This window comes from Luteibacter sp. CQ10 (assembly GCF_040900725.1).
In the GTDB taxonomy this organism is placed as follows: domain Bacteria; phylum Pseudomonadota; class Gammaproteobacteria; order Xanthomonadales; family Rhodanobacteraceae; genus Luteibacter.
Genome location: NZ_JAEUYM010000004.1, coordinates 295,574 through 317,036 on the forward strand (window position 1 = coordinate 295,574; position 21,463 = coordinate 317,036).

The following is a 21,463-nucleotide window of genomic DNA, read 5'->3' on the forward strand; positions in this document are numbered from 1 at the left end:
AGGAGTCCGCGTTGAATACCACCTCCCGCAAGACCACCGCGCGCCGCGCCACCGGAGATCGTTTCGAGGGCGCGGCGCGATCGTTTCTGGAAACGCGCGGACTTTGCTTCGTGCAGGCGAATTTCCTCTGCCGGCACGGGGAGATCGATCTGGTGATGCGCGACGATGACACGCTGGTGTTCGTCGAGGTGCGTTACCGGCGCGGCGCGGCGTTCGGCGGAGCGTTGGCGTCGATCACGGCGACCAAGCGGCGGCGCATCGTGAGCGCAGCGCTTGTGTGGCTAGCGCGACGGCCGCGCGATGCGTTGCGGCCTTGCCGGTTCGACGTGGTGGCGTTCGAGGGGTCGAACGTCGAGTGGATCCGTGGCGCCTTCGAACCGTGATTCGCCGATACGATCGGCTCCCACCCTTCGGTAGCAAAGCCGCGACGACTTTCCAGCCAAACGGCTCCGACGACCTGCCTACCGAAGGGGTGGGAGCCGATCGCATCGGCGAAGGGTCCGCGTCGACGTCAGGCCGGAGCGAGAAACGCCTCGCGCCCCAGCGCCGCCAATTCGGCCACCGAAGCCACGGTGATATCGGGCGGCGTGCCATTGAACTCGCTCTCGACCGCATAGTGCCCCTGCTTCACGAACACCGTGGTCACCTTGTCGCCCAGAAGCTTCTTCATCGCCACGAGGATGCGCGGCTTGTCGTCCACCATGACGTAGTGATCGGCCGGATAAGTCGCCCGCATGTGGTCGAGCATCTCTTCCTTGTGCACGTAGATCAGCACGTCGCCGCGGAAGGCGTCCCACAATCCGGCCCGGCGGATCTTGCGCGGCTGGAACACCGTATCGCCGTCGGACATGATCACCGGACGTCCCAGCGTACGCAGGTGGTCGACGGTTTCGAGCACGCCAGGGAACCGGCGCTCGTCGAACGGATAATCGAGCAGGAAGAACGACATCCCCATGAACCGGGGATCGCTGTCCTTGCCGCGTAGCCGTTGCAACGCGCCCAGGTAGTCGGCGTAACCGACCTGTCCGCGGATCTCCTTGTCGATGGCCCGGTAGCGCTCGCGCCCCTCGGCGCCGAAGTCGCGTTCCAGGCGGTCGGCCAGGTCGGCGCTGAAACGGTCGTTGTCGATCAGGGTGTTGTCGACGTCGAACAGGAAAACGATGGCATCGCGGGAAGACACGGGAAAACGTCCTTCGTGAAAACGATGGACATCATATGGGGTTCGCCACGGTAAACCCTAGGCCCGCTTCGGCGGCACCAGCGAAAGGCGCTTGCCCGACGCGGCGGATGCGCGGGGTACCAGCAACCGTTCGATCTCGTCCGGCGGCAAGGGACGCGAATAGAGGAAGCCCTGGCCTTCCTGGCAACCGGCACGCAGCAGGAAATCGTGCTGCGCCTCGCCTTCGATGCCCTCGGCGATCGTGTGCAGGTCGAGGCTGCGGGCGATGGCCAGCATCGCCTCGGTGATGGCCACGTCGTTGCCGTTGGTGGGCAGGCCGGCGATGAACGAGCGATCGATCTTGAGGTAGGCCACGGCCGGCAACTTCAGGTAGGCCAGCGAGGAATACCCGGTGCCGAAGTCGTCGATGGCCACCGCCACGCCCAGCTTGTGCAGCGCGAGCATCGCCCGCTCGGTGTCCTCGCCCAGGCGCAGGATCGCGCTTTCGGTCAGCTCGACCAGCAGCCGGTTGGCCGGCACGCCGGTCTTCGTCAGGGCCTGGCTCACGCCAGGGAGGAATTCGGGATGGGCGAAAGATCCGGCCGACACGTTCACCGCCATCCGCAGTGGCGGCATGCGCATCTGGTCCCAGAGCACCAGTTGCGCGCAGGCGTTCTCCATCACCCATTGGTCGATCTGGCGAATCAGTCCCAGGCTCTCGGCGATGGGAATGAATTCGTCCGGCGGCACGCTGCCGCGTTCCGGGTGGCGCCAGCGGATCAGGGCCTCCACCGCCACGATGCGGCCCGTGCGCATTTCCACGCTGGGCTGGTAGAGCAACTGGAACTCGTTGCGCGCGAGCGCCTGGCGCAACTCCGAGGCGAGCTTCAGGCGACGGCGCGCATCGGCGTGCATCTTGGGCGTATAGAAGCGCAAGGCATTGCGCTCTTCCGTCTTGGCCACGTACATGGCCGCGTCGGCGTTGGCGATGAGGGTGACCGGGTCGTTGCCATCGAGCGGATAACCGGCAATGCCGATGCTCGCGCTCACGTAGAGCTCGTAATCGTCCAGGTCGAACGGTCGTGCGAGCGCGCCCAGCAGGGCCTCGGCGACGAGCATGGCCTCTTCGCGCGAGCGCAGGTCGCCGAGCAGGATGGTGAACTCGTCGCCGCCGATGCGGCCGGCCACGTCGTGGGTCGAAAGCTGCGCCCGGATGCGCTCGGCGACGCGCATGAGCAAGGCGTCGCCGATGGCATGGCTGTAGCTGTCGTTGATGACCTTGAACGCATCCAGGTCGACGAAAAGCACCGCGACCGCCCCGCGTTCGTGCGCGGCGCGCGTGATGGCCTCGGCGCAGAGACGCTCGAATTCCGAGCGGGTGACCAGGCCGGTGAGCGGATCATGCGTGGCCAGGTGTTGCAGGCGCTGGCGATCGGCCTTGCGCGCCGTCATGTCCGAGACCACCGCCACGTAGTGCTGGGGACGGCCCTCCGCATCGCGGATGGAGCTGATGCTCATCAATTCCGGATACGTGGTGCCGTCGGCGCGGCGGCTTTCCACCTCGCCCTGCCAGTTGTTCCCCGCCGCCACGGCCTCCCACAGCGACGCCGGCAGCGGCCGACCGTCGGGCAACGTGCGGGTGGCGTCGAAGCGGGTGCGCCGCAGTGCCTGCACCGACATGCCGGTGAGCGCCGTATGGGCATCGTTGGCCGTGGTCACGCGGCGGTCGGCGTCGGCGATGATCACGCCTTCGGCGATGCTGGCCAGTGCCTCCGCGGCGATCTTGCGCTCCTGCTCCATCGCCACGCGGTCGGATATGTCGCGCACGATGGCCTGGCAGACCTGCCGTGAGCCCCACACGACCAGGCTGCTCTGGGTTTCCACCGGACGCAGCATGCCGTCGGCCCCGCGCAAGGTGCCCACGCCCGAATAGGCCGACCCTTCGACGAAGAGGCTGGCGAGCTGGATGCCGCTCAGTTCGTGTCGCGCGCAGCCGATCCAGCTGGCGGCGCGGCGGTTGGCGTCGAGGATGCGCCCGGAGGCCTCGTCGACCATGAAGATGGCATCGGCGGCGCTGTCGAACAGCAGGCTGTAGCGTTCCTCGGTGCCGCGAATGCCCGCGAGCACGCGCGTGGCCATGCGCAGCCACAACAGGGAAGCGAGTATCGCCACGCCCAGCACGGTGACGAATAGCACGCGGCCCAGCCACGAGGCGCCGTTGGCGATGTAAAGCGAAAACGCCTTGGCCCTGGGCTCGATATAGGTGTTGAGCGCGCCGATGCGCTCGCGCTCGGCGCCGACGTCCGCGGGCTGCACGGTGCGCGACGCGTAGCCGCGCTCCAGCCGGTCGGCGATCTCCTTCAACTCGGCCAGGCTGCCGTCGACCGACCGCCACTCGGCAACCGCCTCGCGCACATAGGGCATGCCGTCGAAATACTGGAAGATGAACACCATCCCCGGGATGGCTTCGGGAATCACACCGCCGCGGGCGAAGGCGTCCTTCACTTCCGCATGCGAAAAATGCCCGCTGGCGATCGCGTCGCGGGCCTGGCGATCGGCCATCATCACGGCGTAGTTGCGGCGAAAGTCGGCCAGGTCGCCCGGCCGGCCATGCGAGGCGTAGGCGTCGAGGGTGATGACCGACTCTTTCTGCGCCTTGGACCAGAGACTCTCGCCGTTGAGGAAACCGGCGAGAGTCACCTGGACCTGCAGCGCACCCCAGGTGAGGGCCAGCACGAGACCCACGACCGCGACCAACGCGTACGCCAGCGGCATCAGGCGCCTTGCGAGCGGCAATGTCTGACTGGTTTCAGCGGATCGCATCGATACCCCGGTCGTTCGTTGCCTGGTGATGGTGCGCCACATCGTCCCCTACTTTGGCGTTACGCGGCAGCCTCGTTCAACCTGCGGATCGAGGTCAGGCCATCCATGCAGCGGTCCAGCGTGATGCTCATACTGACGTAACTGCGGCGGACGCACTCCCGGATGTGCTCCACCTGGTCCACCGGAGGGTTGCGTCCCAACAGGGTGCAAACGATCTCCAGGGCTTCCCAGGGGTGAGTATCGTCATATGCGGCGTGGAGCTGAAGCCACCGCAGCCCGGCTTTGCGGCCGTTAATCGGCAGACTTTCCGCGTAGGCCTTGCTGTCGTAGACGATTTGCGACCAATCGCCGGTGGCGCCCTCCACCGCGTAGTTGGTGGCGGCGATGCCCGCGGCCAGCGAATCGTTGCGGGTCACCTCCTCGCACCAGGCGGCCAGGGCCTGGGAACCCTTGGGCGGCTCGGCATTGAGCACCTCGTCGCGCGACACTCCGGCGCTTTCGGCCCAGTTGAGCCAGTACTCGGCATGGTTCTGCTCCACCCGGATGTTGCGCACCAGCCAGCGCCGGGCGAGGTCGTCGCCCGGGCTGCGGCCGTAACGGGTCTTGAGCAGGCTGTGGGACATGTAGCCCGGGAAGCGCTCGATCACCGGCCACACGCCCACCATGAAGTTGCGGGTGGTTTCCGCGTCGAGCGTGGCGGCGCACATCGCCGTCCACATCTCGTGGCTGACGATGTCGTGCCGGGCGTCGGCGCAGTCGGACACCATGTCCTGGGCCCACTGCGGATAACTGGCGATGTCGGTCTGCGGGCCGGTCAGTTCGAAACGTGCGTTCATATAGCGATCTCCTGGGATCAGCTGTGGGATGGTCCGGGCGGACCGGGGGCGACCCTCGGCCCACACCCTGGCCGGCCCCGTTGCGAGGCCGGACGGCCATTAGCGCACAACCCCCGCCAACGCCCGGAAAGCGCGACGGCTAGTCCATCGGTCATGGACAAAAGCGGGAGGCCTGGGCTTATCGTGTGCGTCCACGTCCTCAAGGAACCGCACCCATGGCCACCCTCCCCCGGCTGCTCGCTTCAGCCATCGCCTGCTCGCTGGCTTCTTCCGCGGTCCTCGCCGCCGGCGCTCCCTCGGGCGTGGACCAGAAAGGCATGGACCGCTCCGTCAAGCCGGGCGATGACTTCAACGCCTACGCCAACGGCGCCTGGGAAAAGACGGCACAGATCCCCGCCGATCGGGCCAGCACGGGCATCTTTCTGCAGGTGTTCGAGAAGGCCGAGAAGCGCAACGCCGACCTGGTCAAGGAAGCGGCGGCGGCCAACGCGCCGGCGGGCAGCAACGAACGGCTGATCGCCGACTACTACAAGGCGTTCATGGACGAGGCCGCCATCGAGAAGGCGGGTCTCAAGCCGATCGAGCCGGCACTCGCGGCCATCGACGCCATCAAGGACAAGCCCGCGCTCTCCACCGCCCTCGGCGCGCAGTTGCGTGCCGACCTCGATCCCATCAACGCCACCCACCTGGACACCGGCCACCTGCTCGGCCTGTTCGTGGCCCAGGGCCTGGACGACCCGTCGAAGAACTACCCGTACCTGCTGCAGGGTGGCCTGGGCATGCCCAACCGCGACTACTACCTCAAGGACGACAAGGACATGGTGGAGGCGCGCACGAAGTACGCCGCCTACGTCCAGGCCCTGCTCGCCCAGGCCGGTACGCCGGACGCCGCCGCCAAGGCGAAGGCCGTCGTGGCGCTGGAAACGAAGATCGCCCAGGCCCAGCTCTCCATCGTCGAAAGCGAGGACATCCACAAGGCCAACAACCCCTGGAAGCGCGCCGAATTCGCCACCAAGGCGCCGGGCATCGACTGGAACGCCTACTTCAAGGCGGCCGGCCTCGACGACCAGCCCACCTTCATCGTCTGGCAGCCGTCCACGGTGACGAAGTTCGCCGCCCTGGTGGCCAGCGAGCCGCTGGACACCTGGAAGGCCTGGCTGCGTTTCCACGCCCTCGACGAAAACGCCTTCGTGCTGCCCAAGGCCTTCGACCAGCTCTCGTTCGACTTCCACGGCAAGACGCTCACGGGCACCCCCAAGCAGCGCGATCGCTGGAAGCGCGCGCTGGGCCTGACCAACGCCGACCTCGGCGACGCCGTGGGCCAGATCTACGTGAAGAAATACTTCCCGGCCTCTTCGCGCGCGGAAGTGCAGGACATGGTCAAGAACATCCTGAAGGCCTTCGACGCCCGCGTGGACACCATCGACTGGATGTCGCCCGCCACCCGCCAGAAGGCCAAGGCCAAGATCGCCACCATCAAGGTCGGCGTCGGCTACCCGGATACCTGGCGCGACTACGGCAAGCTCGAGATCCGCCCCGACGATGCCTTCGGCAACCACAACCGCGCGGAACTTGCCGAATACCGGCATCAGGTCGCCAAGCTGGACAAGCCGGTGGATCGCGACGAATGGTGGATGACGCCGCAGACGGTCAACGCGGTGAACCTGCCGTTGCAGAACGCGCTGAATTTCCCGGCGGCGATCCTCGAGGCGCCGTTCTTCGACCCGAAGGCCGACGCCGCGTCCAATTACGGTTCCATCGGCGCCGTGATCGGTCACGAGATCAGCCACAGCTTCGATAACACCGGCGCCGAATTCGACGCGCAGGGACGTCTCGCCAACTGGTGGACGGACGCGGACCAGAAACACTTCAAGGAAGCCGGCCAGCGCCTCGTCGAGCAGTTCAACCAGTACGAGCCGCTGCCCGGCCTGCACATCAACGGCCAGCAGACGCTGGGGGAAAACATCGCCGACCTGCCGGGCCTGGCCATCGCCTATGCGGCCTACAAGGAAAGCCTCGGCGGCAAGCCCGCGCCGGTGATCGACGGCCTCACCGGCGACCAGCGTTTCTTCCTCGCCTTCGCGCAGAGCTGGCGTACGAAGACCCGCGACGCGGCGTTGCGCCAGCAGGTGATCGGCGACGGCCATGCGCCGGGACCGTTCCGCGCGCAGACGGTGCGCAACCTCGATCCGTGGTACGACGCGTTCAAGCCGCAGCCGGGGCAGAAGCTGTACCTGGATCCGACGCAGCGCGTGCGGATCTGGTAAAGCGCGTAGCGACCGAGTCGCGAAAACCGGAAAACACGGCGTTGGGCCCCTGCGTACGCAGGGGCGACGGGAGTTCATGTTGCCGCTCGTCGTTCCTGCGCACGCAGGGACCCAGCGCCGTGAAGTCGCTTATCCGTGAGCGACGATGCGGCTCTAAACCCCTCGCCGTATCTTCCGCTCCACCACGCCCAGCACCCCATCCACCGTTAACGCCAACGCTCCCACCAGCAACGCCCCCTGCACCACGTACGCGGTGTTGTTGCCCACCAATCCCTCGACGATCGGCGATCCCAGCGTCGTCGCCCCCACCGCTGAACCGATGGTCGCCGTGCCCACGCTGACGATCGCCGACAGGCGCACGCCCGCCATGATCGGACCCGCCGCCAACGGCAACTCCACGTCGAGCAATCGACGCCAGCGCCCATAGCCCATGCCGTCGGCCGCGTGCAACGCGGCGGGCGAGACCGCATCGAGTCCCGCCACGGTTTGCCCCAGCACGGGCAGCACGCCATAGAGCGCGAGCGCCACGAAGGTCGGCGCGGCACCGAAACCGAGCAGCGGCACGGCGATGGCGAGCACCGCCACCGGCGGAAAGGTCTGGCCGATCACCGCCACCGCGCGCACCGTCGGCAACAGCGACCGCCCCGCCGGTCGCGTGGCGAGAATCCCGAGCGACAGCCCCACCACCGTGGACAGCACGGTCGCCGACAGCACGAGCGCGACGTGCGACGCCGTCAGTGCCACGAACGACGTGCGCGTGTACAGCGGATGCGAGAGCTCCGGCATCCACGCATGGAACCACCCGCCCGCATGCGGCATCGCCATCAGCAGCAACGCCAGCGCGATAGCCGGAAGCACCGCCTTCACCGGCGGCGCTCCACCATGTCGGCCAGGTCGATCGTACCGACCGCATGCCCGCCCTCGCTCACCGGCAGGCGCTCGCGCCCTTGCATGAGCATCGCGCCGAGGGCGTCCTGCAAGGTCGCATCGGCGTCCACGGCCTCGCCGTCCGCGACGCCTCCCCGATGCATGCGCTCGCGCACGCGATGCAGCGCCAGCTCGCGCAACCGGGCCCGCGCGCCGCCGACGAAATCGCGCACGCGATCGTTCACGGGTTCGCGGATCAGCTCGCTCGGCGTGCCGGTCTGCACCAGCCTGCCGTCAAGCATCAGCGCCACGCGATCGCCCAGGCCGAAGGCCTCGTCCATGTCGTGGGTGACGAACAGGATGGTGGTCTTCGTCTCGCGCTGGATCGCCTTGAGGCTGGCCTGCAAGGATTCGCGCGTGAGCGGATCGAGCGCGCCGAAGGGTTCGTCCATCAGCACGATGCGCGGACGCGCGGCGAGCGCGCGCGCCACGCCCACGCGCTGCTGCTGACCGCCCGACAACGTGCGCGGATAGCGCGACGCCATGCCGGGCTCGTCCAGGCGCAGCAGCGCCAGCAGTTCGTCCACGCGATCGCGGATGGCCTCCTTCGACCAGCCGAGCAGGCGCGGCACGGTAGCGATGTTCTCCGCCACCGTGCGATGCGGAAACAGGCCCACTGACTGGATGGCGTAGCCGATGCCGCGACGCAGCCGCTCGACCGGCACGCTCGCCACGTCTTCGCCATCCACGCGTATCGTCCCTTCGTCGGGCAGCACCAAGCGGTTGACCATGCGCAACAGCGTGGACTTGCCCGAACCGGACGGGCCCACGAGCACGAAGAATTCGCCGTCGTCCACGCGCAGCGACAGGCCGTCGATCACGGCGTGGCCGCCGAAGCGTTTGCGTATGCCGTCGAATTCGATCATGCGCGGCGCTCCGTCCATGCGAGCAACCCCTGGAACAGCAGGTCCACCGCCAGCGCCAGCGCGATGATCGCCAGCGTACCCAGCAACACCATGTCGGCCGCCCCTTGTCCGATACCGAGAAAAACGAAACGCCCCAGGCCGCCTGCGCCGATCAGCGCGGCTACGGCGGCCAGGCCGATGGTCTGCACCGCGACGATGCGCAGGCCGGCGAGCAGCACGGGCCAGCCCAGCGGCAACTGCACGCGGGCCAGCAATTGCCAGCGCGTCATGCCCAGCCCGCGTGCCGCTTCCCGCGTGTCGGCGGGCACGGCGTCGAGGCCCGCCATCGTATAGCGCACCACCGGCAGCAAGGCGTAGAGCACCAGGGCGAACACGGCGGGCGCCGCGCCCGTCCCGCCGAAGCCCAGCGCGCCGAGGGCCGGCCATTGTCGCGCGAGCCAGGCAAAGGGCCCGATCAGCAAGGCGAACAGGGCGAGCGAAGGCACGGTCTGCAGGAAGGCCAGCACGCCGACGAGCGCGCCCCCCGTGCGACGGGCACGCCATGCCTGGAAGCCGAGCGGCGCACCGACGACCAGGGCGATGAGCAAGGTCGAGGCCGACAGGCGCAAATGAATCAGCAAGGCGTCGACGAACGCATCGTGTTGCGCGTGGAATTCACGTACGACCGCCACGCCGTCGAAGCGCCCCATGGCGGCGGACAGCACCGTCACGCCGACGACGGCCGCCCACGTCGCCACGCGCCAGCCCGGGCGCCATGCGCGCAGTCGGTCGAGCAGCAGGAGCCCGGTGGAAAGCCACATCGCCCAGAAGCCGGCCTGCACGCGCGTGGTGGCGCGCGCCGTCGCGAGCCACAGCGAGGCATCGCCCGCCAGCAACCAGGGCAACGCCACGGCGAACACCGCCGTGCAGGCGACTGAGACGCCGCGAGGCCACCGATCCCACGAGGTCACCGCGAGCACGACCCAGGCCAGCGCCAGCATCGACGCGTGGGGGCTGCGTGCCTCGCCGCTCAGCAGGCGGTTGGGCGCGACGTGCGCGAACGGCAGGGCCAGCGCGGCGAGGAGCCCGACGGCGCAGAGCACCACGACCGGAAGGGCGAGGCGGCGGCTCATGGCAGCAGCTTCTCCTGCCGCAGGTAGTCGGCCGCCACCTTCCCCGCATCCTCACCATCGATCTGCGTGCGCGCGTTGAGCCGGCGCAGGCGTTCGACCGTCAACGCACGGAAGGCAGCCTCCAGCGGCGCGCGCATCGCGGGATAGCGGCGCAGCACGTCCTCCCGCACCACCGGCGCGGGCTGGTAGACCATTTCGATGTGCCTGGGATCGTCGAGCACCGTCAGCCCCGTCACCGCGATCGCGCCGTCGGTGGAGTAGACCATGCTGGCGTTCACCCCGGAGATGCCTTCGGCCGCCGCCTTGATCGTCGCCGAGGTGTCGCCCCCGGCCAGCACGAGCAATTGATCGCCGCGCAACGTGAAGCCATACGCTTGCTGGAAGGCCGGTAGCGCCGCGTCGCTTTCGACGAACTCCGCCGAACCGGCCAGTTTCACCCGTGCGCCGGCACGCACCCATCGCGAGAAATCGTCCAGCGTCGCCAACCCGGCCGCGCGCGCCACGTCACCGCGCACGCCGATCGCCCAATGGTTGTCGGCGGGCGCGGGCGCGAGCCACACGAGCCGGTTCGCTGCCTCGTCCAGCGAGGCGGCGAGTGCGTACGCGCGACGCGGATCGCGAAACGCCGGGTCCGACTCACGATGGAAGAAGAAGCCGGCATTGCCGGTGTACTCGGGATAGACGTCCAGATCGCCGTTGACCAGCGCGCGCCGGACGATCGACGTCGGCCCGAGCTGGGTGCGATCCACGACCGGGATGCCTTCGTGCCGGAGCACCTGCAGCACGATCTGTCCGAGCAACGCGCCTTCGTTGTCGGCCTTGGAGCCCACGCGCACCGCCTGCGCATGCGATGCGAAGGCGGCCAGCGCGAGCAGCAGCGAGACGATCGCGCGGCGCAACGATCAACGGCCCACGAGGTCGGCGAAGGTACGCTTGTAGGCTTCGTCGATGGGCGTGGCCGCCACGCTCGCCACGAGGCCCGCGAAACGCGATTCGAACGCCTGTACCGCCGCGGTGAACCGTTGCGCCCTGCCCTGGTCGTCGCCATGCTCCACCGCATAGGCGAGCACGCGATCGGCCTGCCCGGCCAGGTTCACGTCGTCGGGCAGCGCGGAGATGTCTCCCCATACCTGCTTGAGATAACGCACGGCGAACTCCGCCCGGCGGATGCGATGCAGCAGGCCCTTGGGCAAGGCGTGTTCGGGGGCGAAGCGGGCCACGACGTCGTGCGCCTCGTCGACGCTCACCGTGCCCAGGTCGACACGGATGCAGAGCGACGCCGTGTCGAACAGCCAGGTGCGCGGCGCGGGCGAGGCGCTGTACGGCAGCGCTTCGCCGTTGACCTCGACGCGTTCGGGAATGCCCGCGTCCAGCAGTTCCACGACATAGGATCGCGAATGCGGCCGGCCCCGGTACCGGCCGTCCATCGCGTCGATATGCACGCGATGGGCGCGGTCGCCCCGACGGCTGCGCACCCGCGTGCGCGCGAACTCGCCGCGTTGGTAGCCCTGGCTGGCACCGTCGTCGTCGTAGAGCACGGTCGCGCCTTCGTCGCCGGGAAAGACCTGGAGGATCAACGTATCCGGCACGCTCGCCAAGTCGCGCAAGCCCTCCGGATACAACGGCACCACGCTGCCGGGGCGCACGAAGATGGGGATTTCCTCCAGGGCGTACGCTCGCTCGAACACGCCGCCGCCTTCGAACGCCTCGGCACCGTCGCGGCTGTACCACAGGCCCGGGGGCAACCAGACGGGGAACACCACGGTGCCGTCCTCGCCGACCGGATCGGTCACCGGCGCCACGAGTATGTCGTCGCCGAACATGTATTGCGAGGGATGGGCGTAGGCTTCGTCGAGCTCGGGCCATTGGTAATACATCGGCCGCACCAGCGACATGCCCGTGTCGTAGGCCTGCCGCGCGGCGGCGTAAATGTACGGCGCCAGCTGGTAGCGCAGGCGGATGGCCGCGAAGATCGCGTCGCCCCAGGGCGGCCCGAAGTGCCACGGTTCCTTGTGCAGGCTGGCTTCCTTGGCCGAATGCGTGCGCAACACGGGGCTGAAGACGCCCAGCTGCATCCAGCGCGCGTAGAGCTCCGGCTCCAGGTGCCGCTCGGGTCGGGGAATGTGCTTGTGGAAGGTGTGGCCGCCGATATCGTGGCTCCAGTAACCGTAGAGCACGTTCGACGCCATGGCCGTGAAATGCGGCTGGTAGGCCAGCGACGTCCACGAGATCACGCTGTCACCCGAGAAACCGATCGGATAACGGTGGTTCCCGAGGCCGCCCCAGCGATGGTAGATCAGGCCACGGCGATCGCCGTCGCGCTGCATCTCCGTATAGAACAGGTGGTTGAGCCACCATGTGTTCGACAGCCCCGGATGGGCCTTCGATTCGGGCCACTGCTGCCAGTCGAGCCACCAGAAATCGACGCCCTCCTTTTCCAGCGGATGCAGGATCGTGTCGAACAACGCCCGCATGTACGGGCGTGACGTGCCCTCGAACGGGATCGGCGCCTGCGTAGAGGTATCCCACGCGAGCGCCTTCGCCATCGCCTCGTACTTTTCCTCGTGCGGCATCACGCCGGAGGCCGGATGCAGGTTCACCGTGATGCGCAGGTTCTCGCCGTGGGCCCAGCGCATGAACGCCGCCGGGTCGGGAAACAGACTGCGATTGAAGGTGTAGCCGGTCCATCCGGACTGCTGGCCGAAAGCGTCGTACTCCTCGTGGCCGGGACGCAGCGAGAGGCCCGGGGTGGTGTGCCAGTCCATATCGAGCACGAGCACGTCGAGGGGAATGCGCTCTTTCTCGAAACGCGCGCCGAGCGTGCGCAGCTCCTCGTCGGAGTAATTCCAGTAGCGCGACCACCAATAGCCGAAGACGAAGCGCGGCGGCAGCGGCTGCGGGCCGGCGATGGCGGCGAAGTCGGCCAGGGCCGCGCGATAATCGATGCCGTAGCCGAAGAAATACAGATCCTGCCGCTCGCCCTCGGGACGTTCGAGCACCCAGCCGTCGTCGTCGAGGCCGAAGCTCGCCGTGTCGTCCACCACGTGCCAGCCGTCGCGCGCGATCAGGCCGTCTTCCAGCGGCAGCTTGCTGCCGTCCGGCCAGGTGTCGCCGTCGTAGCGGTCGAGGGTGCGATAGGTGCCGCCGAGGTTGGCGGCCTGCACGTCGCCGGGACGCCAGACGATGTCGCCGCCACCGGGACGCCGCACCGCCACTTCGAGGTTGCTCGCGGTGAAGCGGCCCGAGCCCTTCACGTAGCGAAGATGGAGCAGACCGGTGTCGATGTGCAGCGTGGCGTCGTCTTCGTCGATGCGATAAGGCGGCACGTCGAGCGCGCGGTGCACCACGACCTGGGTGCGGTCGTCGCGGAAGACGCCCCATTCCAGGCGGATGACGCGGGGCGTGAGGACGGTGAAACGTACGTCGCCCCGTTCGACGACGGCTTCGGGTTGCGCGGCGGCGGCTTCCATGGACGAAGTGACCTGCGGGCTGGCGAAGCCGTCATTATGACGCGTTGCCGCATGCGGGCGGTGAAGGATGTCACGAACCGCCCGCTCGAACATCGCCGTCGCCGCTTCCGTCGCGCGACCGAGCGACGCGACGCCGCCGCACATCGTCACCCGTACCGGCCGCCTGCTGGCGCGTACGCCCGTGCGGCGAACGCATGCATGACGCGGCGCTTCAGGCGGTCAGGGAGCCGGTCACGGCGACGCCGTCGGTGTCGATGCGCACCACCTGGTCGGCGAGCGCGGCAACGGCGGGACGGTGCGAGACGACCAGCAGGATGCTGCGCGGCAGGCGTCGTCGCAGCACGCCCAGCACGGCCAGCTCCGACGCCGCGTCGAGCGCGCTGGTCGCCTCGTCGAGGATCGCCAGAACCGGCCGGCGCAGGATGACCTGGGCCACCAGCAGGCGCTGGAGTTCGCCGCCCGAAAGCCTGCCGTCGGCATCGTTCAAGGTCGTCTCTAGAGCCTTGCCGCCGGCGTCGAGACGCCGCGCGAGGCCCACGTCGGCGAGCGCCTCGCGCATCTGCGCCTCGCTGGCTTCGGGGGCGGCCCACGCCAGGCATTCGCGCACCGTGCGCTGCCAGGGGCGCACGTTCTGGCACACGTAGGCGCCGCGGGCGATCAGCGCGCGATAGGCGGCCGCGTCGATCGGTACGCCGTCGTGTTCCGCATCGAAGCATTCGGCAGGCACCATGCCCGAGAGCACGTCGACGAGGCTGCTCTTGCCGATGCCCGAATCGCCGCTCACCAGGGTCAGTTCGCCGGCCGCCAGGCGCATTCCCTCCACGCGCAGGCCGTCCGCCGGTGGACGGATGCGCAGGCGCCGGATGAGCAATTCGCCCGGCGAGGCGACGGCGGCGCCGCCGTTTTCCGCGCCGGCATGCAGGCCCATGTACCGCTGCCAGAGCGCCAGGGCGGGCATGGCGGCACGCCATTGCTGGAAGGCCTCGCGGGTGGACATGAGGTAGGGAAGCAGGCGGCCCAGCAGCAACCCCACCGCGATCAGCGACTCGCTGCTGACGCCATGCCACCGCTGCGCCAGCAGGAACATCGCGGGGATGCCCACCGCGGCCGCGAGTTCGATCACGACGCGGCTGGACGCCACCAGTTCCAGCTGGCGACGGTAACCGTCGGCGAGGCTGGCCGACACGTCGCCGTAGCTGTCCCGCTCCGCCGCTTCCCTGCCGAACGAACGGATGTGGCGCAGGCGCCGCGGAAAATCCTCGCTGTGCCAGAACAGGCTGGTGTAGTCGGCCACATAGCGCTTGCCCACCGCGGAGAGTTCGCGGACGGCAAGGCGCGAGGTCGCGAGAACCAGCACGAGCACGAAGGGCACCGTGAGCATCAGTACCGGCGAGATCCCTATGGCGAAACCGAAGCTCGCGAGCGACGTGATCGCCGTGACCGCGATCTGCTGCATCGCGCGGAAGGCCTGCGCCAGCGATTCGCCGTTGTGCGTGAGCACGTTGGCGATTTCCGCCGAGCGCAGGTGCGCCAGTTCAGGCAAGGGCGCGTCGAGCAGGCGCGCATGCACGCCCGTGCGCAGGTGATGGATCAATCGCCCCACCTGGCGTGCGCCGATGCGCGACGACTGCCAGCGCATCAGCGCGAAGACGATGCCGCTCACGGCGAACCACAGCGCGTTCGCCTGCACGCCTTCCACGGGCGAGACGTGGCCTCCCGGATGCACGAGCGGCACCAGAAACACGGCCGACAGGCTGCCGGCCAGCGCCGCGCCCACCGACAGCAGGACATACGCGACGAACGCGCCGGTCTCGCCGCGTGGCAGCACGTGCCACAGGGCGCGCAGCTCGCGCAACGCCGTCATCAGGCGACCGCCGCGTCCGCCGCCAGCAACGACGCGAGCAGGCGCAGGGTGTCACGCGGATGCGCGCCGCGGTCGAGCAGGTACACGCCGCGCGCCAGCGCCTGGTCGAGAAAACGCTGCCAGTGCGGTTGCCCGGCGGCGTAGGGCTGGTCGGCGACGAGACGGGCGACCGCCTCCTCGCGTGCCAGCCTGCGCATGGGAACGTCCGAGCCCACGCGTCCGCTCAACAGCAGCACGGCGACGAGGTCGAGCGGCCGCGCGGCGAGCCGGCCGGGTCCGGTGCGCAGATCGGCTTCGCGCTTGGCGACGCCGCTGCGCCGGTGAATGACGGGGGCCTCGTCGAGCCAGCGGCGCGCCTCGCCCTGCGCCCAATGCAGCGAATCGTCGCGTACGTGCAGGTGATTCGGCACGCCCGTGGCGCGCATCTGCTTGGGCTCGACGAACACGCCGTCCTCGGCGAGGAAGTCGAAACCGTCGAGCAGCGCATGCAAGGCCAGCGTCGACTTGCCGGTGCCGCTCGGCCCCAGCAGCAGCACGCCGCGCCCTTGCAGTCCGAAGCACGCGCCATGCAGGGGAACGAGATCCTGTCCGCGCGCGGCGAGCAGGTAGACCGCGAACTCGATCAGTTCGTAGCGCACGTGATAGGGATGCCGGGCGAGCATGTCGGCCGATACCGTGACCAGCGCGCGCCGTTGCCCGGGCGCGATCGCCACGTGGTTGGACTCGTCCATGACGCCGCACAGCAGGCCCGCTCCCGCCCGCATGCGAACGCGTGGAGGCACGGAAACCGCCTCCCGCTCACGCGCCGGTACGAGGCGAAGCTCGACGTGGAACATCGGCGCCACCGCCGCGAAACGGTGGGCGGGCAGCCCTTCGTACGCCTCCGCGGCCAACGCGAGCAAGGCTTCGCTGTCCGATTCCACGTGGAAGCTCGCCCCGAGGATCGTCCAGCGCGCGGCATGGGAAAGGACCGCGCGTTCGCCGAAGGGATCGGCGTCGGGCTCGGTCGCGTCGGCATCCGTGATCGTCGTCATGCCCGGTGGGTGCGCCGCCGGAGGGGAAAGGTTGCCGCAACCTCCCCGCCATCCCCCGGCACTTACACGAAGTCCGTACGACGCGAAAGGCGTTAGTCACATGCTGAAGATTCAGGTCGGCCATTCCTACTTCCTTCGCTACGACCGCAAGCAATGGGAACGGGGCAAGCCGTATCCACCGCTGGCCACCCTCCAGATCGCCGCCCTGTTGCGTCGCATGGGCCACGAGGTGTCGCTGTTCGACGCGATGCTCGCCGAAGGCGTCGAAGACTACGCGCCGAGCCTGGCGGCCGCCTCGCCCGAACTCGTCGTCTTCTACGAAGACAATTTCAACTACCTCACCAAGATGTGCCTGAGCCGCATGCGCGAGGCCGCATGCCGGATGATCGGCGAAGCACGGGCGCGTGGCGCCCGCGTGCTGGTCGCCGGATCCGACGCGTCGGATCACCCCGAGGCGTTTCTCGCCGCGGGCGCCCACGCGGTGTTGACCGGCGAGGGCATCGCGGCCCTGATGGCCCTGGTGGACCGCCTGGAGCGCGACCCCGCCATCGATGCCGCCGCATGGACCGACGGCCTGCCGGGCGTGGCGACCGCCGCGCAGGGCGATACCCGCCTGATCCGCCTCGGCGTGGTGCCGCCCGACCCGCGCATCAGCGGCCTGCCGGCCTGGGACCTGGTCGACGTCGAGGCCTATCGCACGCTGTGGATGGACCGCCACGGCTATTTCAGCCTCAACATGGCCGCGTCGCGCGGTTGTCCGTTCCGCTGCAACTGGTGCGCGAAACCGATCTGGGGCAACCACTACAACCAGCGCGACGCCAAGGACGTCGCGGCCGAGATGACCTTCCTGAAGCGAACCTACCGTCCGGACCACATCTGGATGGCCGACGACATCTTCGGCTTCCACATCGACTGGGTCACGGCGTTCGCCGGGCACCTCGCCGAGAGCGACGGGTCCGTGCCCTTCATGATCCAGACCCGCGCCGACCTCGCCAGCGAACGCATGGCGAAGGCACTGGCGGCGGCGGGTTGCGCGGAAGCGTGGATCGGCGCGGAAAGCGGCAGCCAGCGCGTACTCGACCGCATGACCAAGGGCACCAAGGTGGCCGATCTGGTAGCGGCACGCCGACGTCTCGGCGCACAGGGCATCCGCGTCGGTTTCTTCATCCAGCTGGGTTACCTCGGGGAGGAGCTGGAGGACATCCTCGCCACGCGCGCCCTCGTGCGAGACGCCGCGCCCGACGACATCGGCGTCAGCGTGTCGTATCCCCTTCCCGGCACGAAATTCTTCGAGGAGGTACGCGCGCAGCTCGGCAGCAAGACGCATTGGGACGAGAGCGACGACCTGGACATGATGTTCCGCGGCGCCTACGACACCGCGTTCTACCGCGACGTGCGCGACGTGCTCCACCGCCAGGTGCTCGCCCAGCTGGCCGGCGACGGCGACGCCCTGGACACGGCCTGGGATGAACTGGTTTCGCGCGAACGCGAGCACCGCAGCGAACGTCCCACGCCGTTCGTACGCATCGCGGCCGGGAGCTGACGCCATGCTGCCGCCGCTCGAGCAGGTGAAGTCGGATCTGTCGCTTACCACCGAAACGCTGGCCGACGAACTGGCGCGTGCCGGCCAGGGCACCGACGTGCCCGCGTGGAACGACACGGCGTGGCGCGTCGCCGCCGCCGCGGCCGTCGCCCACGGCGTGGCGCCGCTGCTGGCCGGCTGTTCGGTCTGGCCGGCGCGTGAGTGGCAGGACTTCCTCGCCACCCAGCGCGAGCACGTCGAACTGCGCCAACGCCGCATCGCCGACCTGCTCACGCGGATCGACACGCGAGCACGCGATCTCGGCGTGCCGATGATGGCGCTCAAGGGCAGCGCGCTGCACGGGCTGGGCATCTACGTCGCGGGCGAACGGCCCATGGCCGACATCGACCTGCTCGTACGACCCGAGCACGCCGACGCGGCGGCGGCGGTGCTGGCCGGGTTCGGCTACGAGGAAACGTATCGCCAGTGGAAGCACGTGGTGTTCAAGCCGGCAGGCGTTCGACCCGCGACGGCGTTCGGCGAGCATCGCGACACGCCGATCAACATCGAGCTTCACACGCGCATCCACGAGCGCCTGCCGATCCGCGTGGTGGACGTCACGTCGATCGTATGGGCGCCGGACGCGGTACCCGGCATCAACCCCTATCCTTCGTCCGGCGCACTCATGACCCACCTGCTGCTGCACGCGGCGGGCAGCATTTGCGGGCGCAGCCTGCGCCTGCTGCACCTGCACGACATGGCCCAGCTGTCGCGACGCATGCGCCGCGCGGCATGGGAACCGCTGTGGCAGGGCGACGAAGCGCCCTGGTGGGCCTATCCGCCACTGCGGCTGGTCGACCGGTATTTCCCGGGCACCGTACCGCGCGCCGTGCTCCAGCGGTTGCGTCGCGATACCACGCCTTTGCTGCGCACCCTTTCGTCGCGGCAAACGCTCACCAGCACGTCATGCTCCCACCTGTGGCTGCACCTGCTCCCCGGCGTGGAGTGGGTGCGTACGCCGGGCGACCTCGCGACGTTGCTGCTGCGCCGCGTGAGGCCATCGCGCGAGAGCCGCGAGGAACGGGTGGACATGTTGCGCACGCAGGCCTGGTTGCAGGGGCAGGAATGGGTGCGCCAAGGGCACCTGCGACGGGTCGTCACGGCGCTGACGCGGCCGGTGCCGCGGATGGATACGCTTTACGTCGTTCGGGGCGCGTTGGCGCAGGGTAGCCAGGCTTTCGCACCCTGATTCGCCGATACGATCGGCTCCCACCCTTCGGTAGCCGGGTCATCGAAACTTGCCTACCGGAGGGGTGGGAGCCGATCGCATCGGCGAACGCTACGAAGCGGTGACGCCCATCCGCTTCACCCGTGCCTCGTACATCCCTTCGAACATCCGCGCCGTGTAATCCGCATTCTCGCGCAAGGCGATCCGCTGCGCCTCTCTTGCCAGTTCCAGACGAAGCGCTTCGTCACCGGCGACCCGCTCGATGGCATCCGCCAGCGCAACCGCATCGCCCGTCGGCACCGCCAACGCCGCGCGGGGCGCCCACTCCACGTAGTGACCCACGGCCGTTCCCACCGACGGCACGCCCGCCACCGCCGCTTCGAGCAGCACCAGCGGACCGGCCTCGTGCAACGAGGACATCACCAGCAGGTCCGCTTCTTCCATCAACGGCCGCATCGCATCCTGGGTATGGAACCCGAGGAAGCGCACCCGATCGGCCAGGCCCAGCACGCGAGCGAAGGCCTGTACCTCGCCGTCCAGCGTATCGACGCCGACGATGTCGATTTCGAAGTCCACGCCGCGATCGACCAGCATCGCCAGCGCACGCAACAGCGTGTGCGGATCCTTCACCCGATTGAGGCTCGCCACGTGCAGCAGGCGCAACGACGCGTGCCGGCGTCCGCATGGCGCGCGGGCCGGCCAGCGTTGCAGGCACACCCCCAGCGGAATGCGCCGCGCGCCCACGCCCAACCCGGCCAGCGCCTCGACGATGGGCGCGCTCGCCGCGCTCACCGACGCGGCGGCGTGCAGCACGAAGGCCTCGCGCAGGCGGCTGCGCCAGCGGCGGCGACCGCCATAGCCGATACCGTGCAGGGCGACCAGCTCGCCGCCCGCGATATGCACCGTGTAAGGCACGCCGAGGGTGAGTCCGGCCACGGCGGCGACCCATCCGCACGAGCCGGAGAAAAGCGCCTGGATCACGTCGAACGGCGCGACGCGATGTTCCGCGCGAATGGCGCGGATCGCCCGTGCCTGCGTCCAGCCGTCGCCGATGTTGTGGACGGTCGCGCCACGCAAGGGCCATCGCGCGGGCCTCGGTTCCTGGTGGAACACGTAGACGTGAACCTCGTGACGCGAGGCCAGCCGCTCGATGAGGGCGAGAAAGGCGGGAATCACCCGTCGCTCGCCGCCGCGGTCGACCCCACCCGGCAGGACGATGGCGATCTTCATGCCGAATGCCTGCGTTTCGCGGCGACGCGCGCGTAGACCGACGCCCATCGCCGACCGAGCGCGGCGAACGAAAGCTCCACCTGGAAATGCGCGCGCACACGCCCGATCGCCGGCGGCGCCATGGCGGTACGAAACAGCGCCTCGGCCAGCGCGGCCGCATCGCCCACCGGCCAGAGCTCGCCCACGGCGCCATTGCCGGTGAGTTCGCGGAACGAGGGAATATCGGTCACCACCGGCACGAGATCGCTCGCCAGCGCTTCCAGCAAGGCGAAGCCGCAGCTTTCCGAATGACTGCCGGCGACGAAGATATCGGCGGCGCGCATGAGCACCTGCACCTGCGCGTGTTCCACGCGGCCCAGCAGGGCCACGCGTCCACGCAAGCGCGCGTCGCCCTCGATCCGCGCGGTCACCTCGTCGCGCAGCGGCGCGCTGCCGAACACGCAGTACAGGCGCGCGGCGGGCAGCCGCTCGCCAAGTCGCGCAAACCCCTCCAGCACGGTCAGGGGGTCCTTGCCGCGCGCGAGATGACCGACCCAGAGCACGCAAGGATCGCCTCCCAGGCCGCAGGATGCCCGCGCCGCGGTACGGTCGCCCGGCGTGAAACGGCTGCTGCTTTCGGGAACGGCCACCACCGGCAACGAGGGCGGAAATGCCTTCACCCGCTCGAAACGGCCGGCCAGGCCCGGCGCGGTGAAGGCCACCGCGTCGACGACGCGATACTGGCGGCGCCAGGCGGGGCGTTGCCACCAGCGCGGCACGCGATCGGCGTGGTCCTGCACCACGATCGGCAGGGAAGGCATCACGCGCGAGATCGCCAGCACGTCTTCGCCATAGGCCAGGCTATGAACGTGCGCCACGTCGGCGCGTAGCGCACGCAGCAGGTTCGCGTAGTGGCGTCCCCGCGCGTGCGCCGATTCGAGGCCGCGCACGTCGGTAAACCGATAGTCGACGCCACGACGCACGAAGCGCTCGTCGCAGGCGGCCGCCTGCACCACGGCCACTCGCGTGCCTCCCGACGCCACGGCCTCGGGGATGTCGGCCAGCGACGGCCAGCGGTCGAACAGGTCGCCCGGCGGGCAATCCGCCGGCGCAGGATGCAGGTTCAACTGCACGGCACGCATGGTG

General features: G+C 68.9%; 17 protein-coding genes. 5 read left to right on the forward strand and 12 right to left on the reverse strand.

Translation table 11 applies throughout. The annotated features are described in order from the left end of the window. Positions 1–11 precede the first annotated feature (11 nt). Positions 12–383: a YraN family protein gene (locus JNG39_RS17195; RefSeq protein WP_368313160.1), complete on the forward strand. Its 372-nt coding sequence runs from the start codon at positions 12–14 to the stop codon at positions 381–383. Positions 384–511: 128 nt separating this feature from the next. On the opposite strand, the gene JNG39_RS17200 is transcribed toward JNG39_RS17195, so the two are convergent. The 3 genes from JNG39_RS17200 to JNG39_RS17210 all read right to left on the reverse strand — a co-directional run bounded on the left by JNG39_RS17200 (position 512) and on the right by JNG39_RS17210 (position 4,818). Beyond that, positions 512–1,180 (reverse strand): HAD family hydrolase, encoded by a 669-nt coding sequence (locus JNG39_RS17200; RefSeq protein ID WP_368313162.1) that lies wholly within the window; start codon positions 1,178–1,180, stop codon positions 512–514. Positions 1,181–1,237: 57 nt separating this feature from the next. Continuing rightward, positions 1,238–3,934, reverse strand: coding sequence for a putative bifunctional diguanylate cyclase/phosphodiesterase (locus JNG39_RS17205; RefSeq protein ID WP_368313163.1), 2,697 nt, complete (start codon positions 3,932–3,934; stop codon positions 1,238–1,240). A gap of 107 nt (positions 3,935–4,041) precedes the next feature. Beyond that, positions 4,042–4,818, reverse strand: coding sequence for a TenA family transcriptional regulator (locus JNG39_RS17210; RefSeq protein WP_368313164.1), 777 nt, complete (start codon positions 4,816–4,818; stop codon positions 4,042–4,044). Positions 4,819–5,033: 215 nt separating this feature from the next. Between JNG39_RS17210 and JNG39_RS17215 the strand changes: the two genes are divergently transcribed. Further along, positions 5,034–7,085, forward strand: coding sequence for a M13 family metallopeptidase (locus JNG39_RS17215; protein ID WP_368313166.1), 2,052 nt, complete (start codon positions 5,034–5,036; stop codon positions 7,083–7,085). Positions 7,086–7,238: 153 nt separating this feature from the next. On the opposite strand, the gene JNG39_RS17220 is transcribed toward JNG39_RS17215, so the two are convergent. From JNG39_RS17220 to JNG39_RS17240, 5 genes are read right to left on the reverse strand one after another with little or no spacing between them, the layout of a single operon-like run. Then, complete coding sequence (locus tag JNG39_RS17220; protein ID WP_368313167.1) at positions 7,239–7,943, reverse strand: ABC transporter permease; 705 nt, start codon at positions 7,941–7,943, stop codon at positions 7,239–7,241. A gap of 5 nt (positions 7,944–7,948) precedes the next feature. After that, entirely contained in the window at positions 7,949–8,878 is a 930-nt protein-coding gene (locus JNG39_RS17225) for an ABC transporter ATP-binding protein (RefSeq protein ID WP_368313169.1), read from the reverse strand. Next, positions 8,875–9,990, reverse strand: coding sequence for an ABC transporter permease (locus JNG39_RS17230; RefSeq protein WP_368313170.1), 1,116 nt, complete (start codon positions 9,988–9,990; stop codon positions 8,875–8,877). The genes JNG39_RS17225 and JNG39_RS17230 overlap by 4 nt, the downstream gene beginning before the upstream one ends. Next, on the reverse strand, positions 9,987–10,889 hold the full coding sequence (locus tag JNG39_RS17235) for a glycine betaine ABC transporter substrate-binding protein (protein WP_368313171.1): 903 nt from the start codon (positions 10,887–10,889) through the stop codon (positions 9,987–9,989). Before JNG39_RS17235 ends, JNG39_RS17230 begins: the two co-directional genes overlap by 4 nt. A gap of 3 nt (positions 10,890–10,892) precedes the next feature. Continuing rightward, on the reverse strand, positions 10,893–13,460 hold the full coding sequence (locus JNG39_RS17240) for a TIM-barrel domain-containing protein (RefSeq protein WP_368313173.1): 2,568 nt from the start codon (positions 13,458–13,460) through the stop codon (positions 10,893–10,895). 67 nt (positions 13,461–13,527) lie between these two features. Here JNG39_RS17240 and JNG39_RS17245 point away from each other — a divergent pair, with 67 nt between their 5' ends. Then, complete coding sequence (locus JNG39_RS17245) at positions 13,528–13,662, forward strand: hypothetical protein (protein ID WP_368313174.1); 135 nt, start codon at positions 13,528–13,530, stop codon at positions 13,660–13,662. A gap of 9 nt (positions 13,663–13,671) precedes the next feature. On the opposite strand, the gene JNG39_RS17250 is transcribed toward JNG39_RS17245, so the two are convergent. Then, complete coding sequence (locus tag JNG39_RS17250; RefSeq protein WP_368313176.1) at positions 13,672–15,324, reverse strand: ATP-binding cassette domain-containing protein; 1,653 nt, start codon at positions 15,322–15,324, stop codon at positions 13,672–13,674. Then, a complete protein-coding gene (locus tag JNG39_RS17255; protein ID WP_368313177.1) occupies positions 15,324–16,358 on the reverse strand; it encodes a serine kinase in 1,035 nt (344 codons plus the stop codon). Before JNG39_RS17255 ends, JNG39_RS17250 begins: the two co-directional genes overlap by 1 nt. Before the next feature lie 100 nt (positions 16,359–16,458). Here JNG39_RS17255 and JNG39_RS17260 point away from each other — a divergent pair, with 100 nt between their 5' ends. Together JNG39_RS17260 and JNG39_RS17265 are read left to right on the forward strand one after the other, a co-directional pair. Then, entirely contained in the window at positions 16,459–17,901 is a 1,443-nt protein-coding gene (locus tag JNG39_RS17260; RefSeq protein ID WP_368313179.1) for a radical SAM protein, read from the forward strand. Between the two features lie 4 nt (positions 17,902–17,905). Further along, on the forward strand, positions 17,906–19,129 hold the full coding sequence (locus JNG39_RS17265) for a nucleotidyltransferase family protein (RefSeq protein ID WP_368313180.1): 1,224 nt from the start codon (positions 17,906–17,908) through the stop codon (positions 19,127–19,129). A 90-nt stretch (positions 19,130–19,219) separates the two neighbouring features. Here the strand turns inward: JNG39_RS17265 and JNG39_RS17270 are convergent, their stop codons facing one another. Together JNG39_RS17270 and JNG39_RS17275 are read right to left on the reverse strand one after the other, a co-directional pair. Continuing rightward, positions 19,220–20,338: a glycosyltransferase family 4 protein gene (locus tag JNG39_RS17270; RefSeq protein ID WP_368313182.1), complete on the reverse strand. Its 1,119-nt coding sequence runs from the start codon at positions 20,336–20,338 to the stop codon at positions 19,220–19,222. Then, entirely contained in the window at positions 20,335–21,459 is a 1,125-nt protein-coding gene (locus JNG39_RS17275) for a glycosyltransferase family 4 protein (protein ID WP_368313183.1), read from the reverse strand. The genes JNG39_RS17270 and JNG39_RS17275 overlap by 4 nt, the downstream gene beginning before the upstream one ends. Positions 21,460–21,463: the final 4 nt, after the last annotated feature.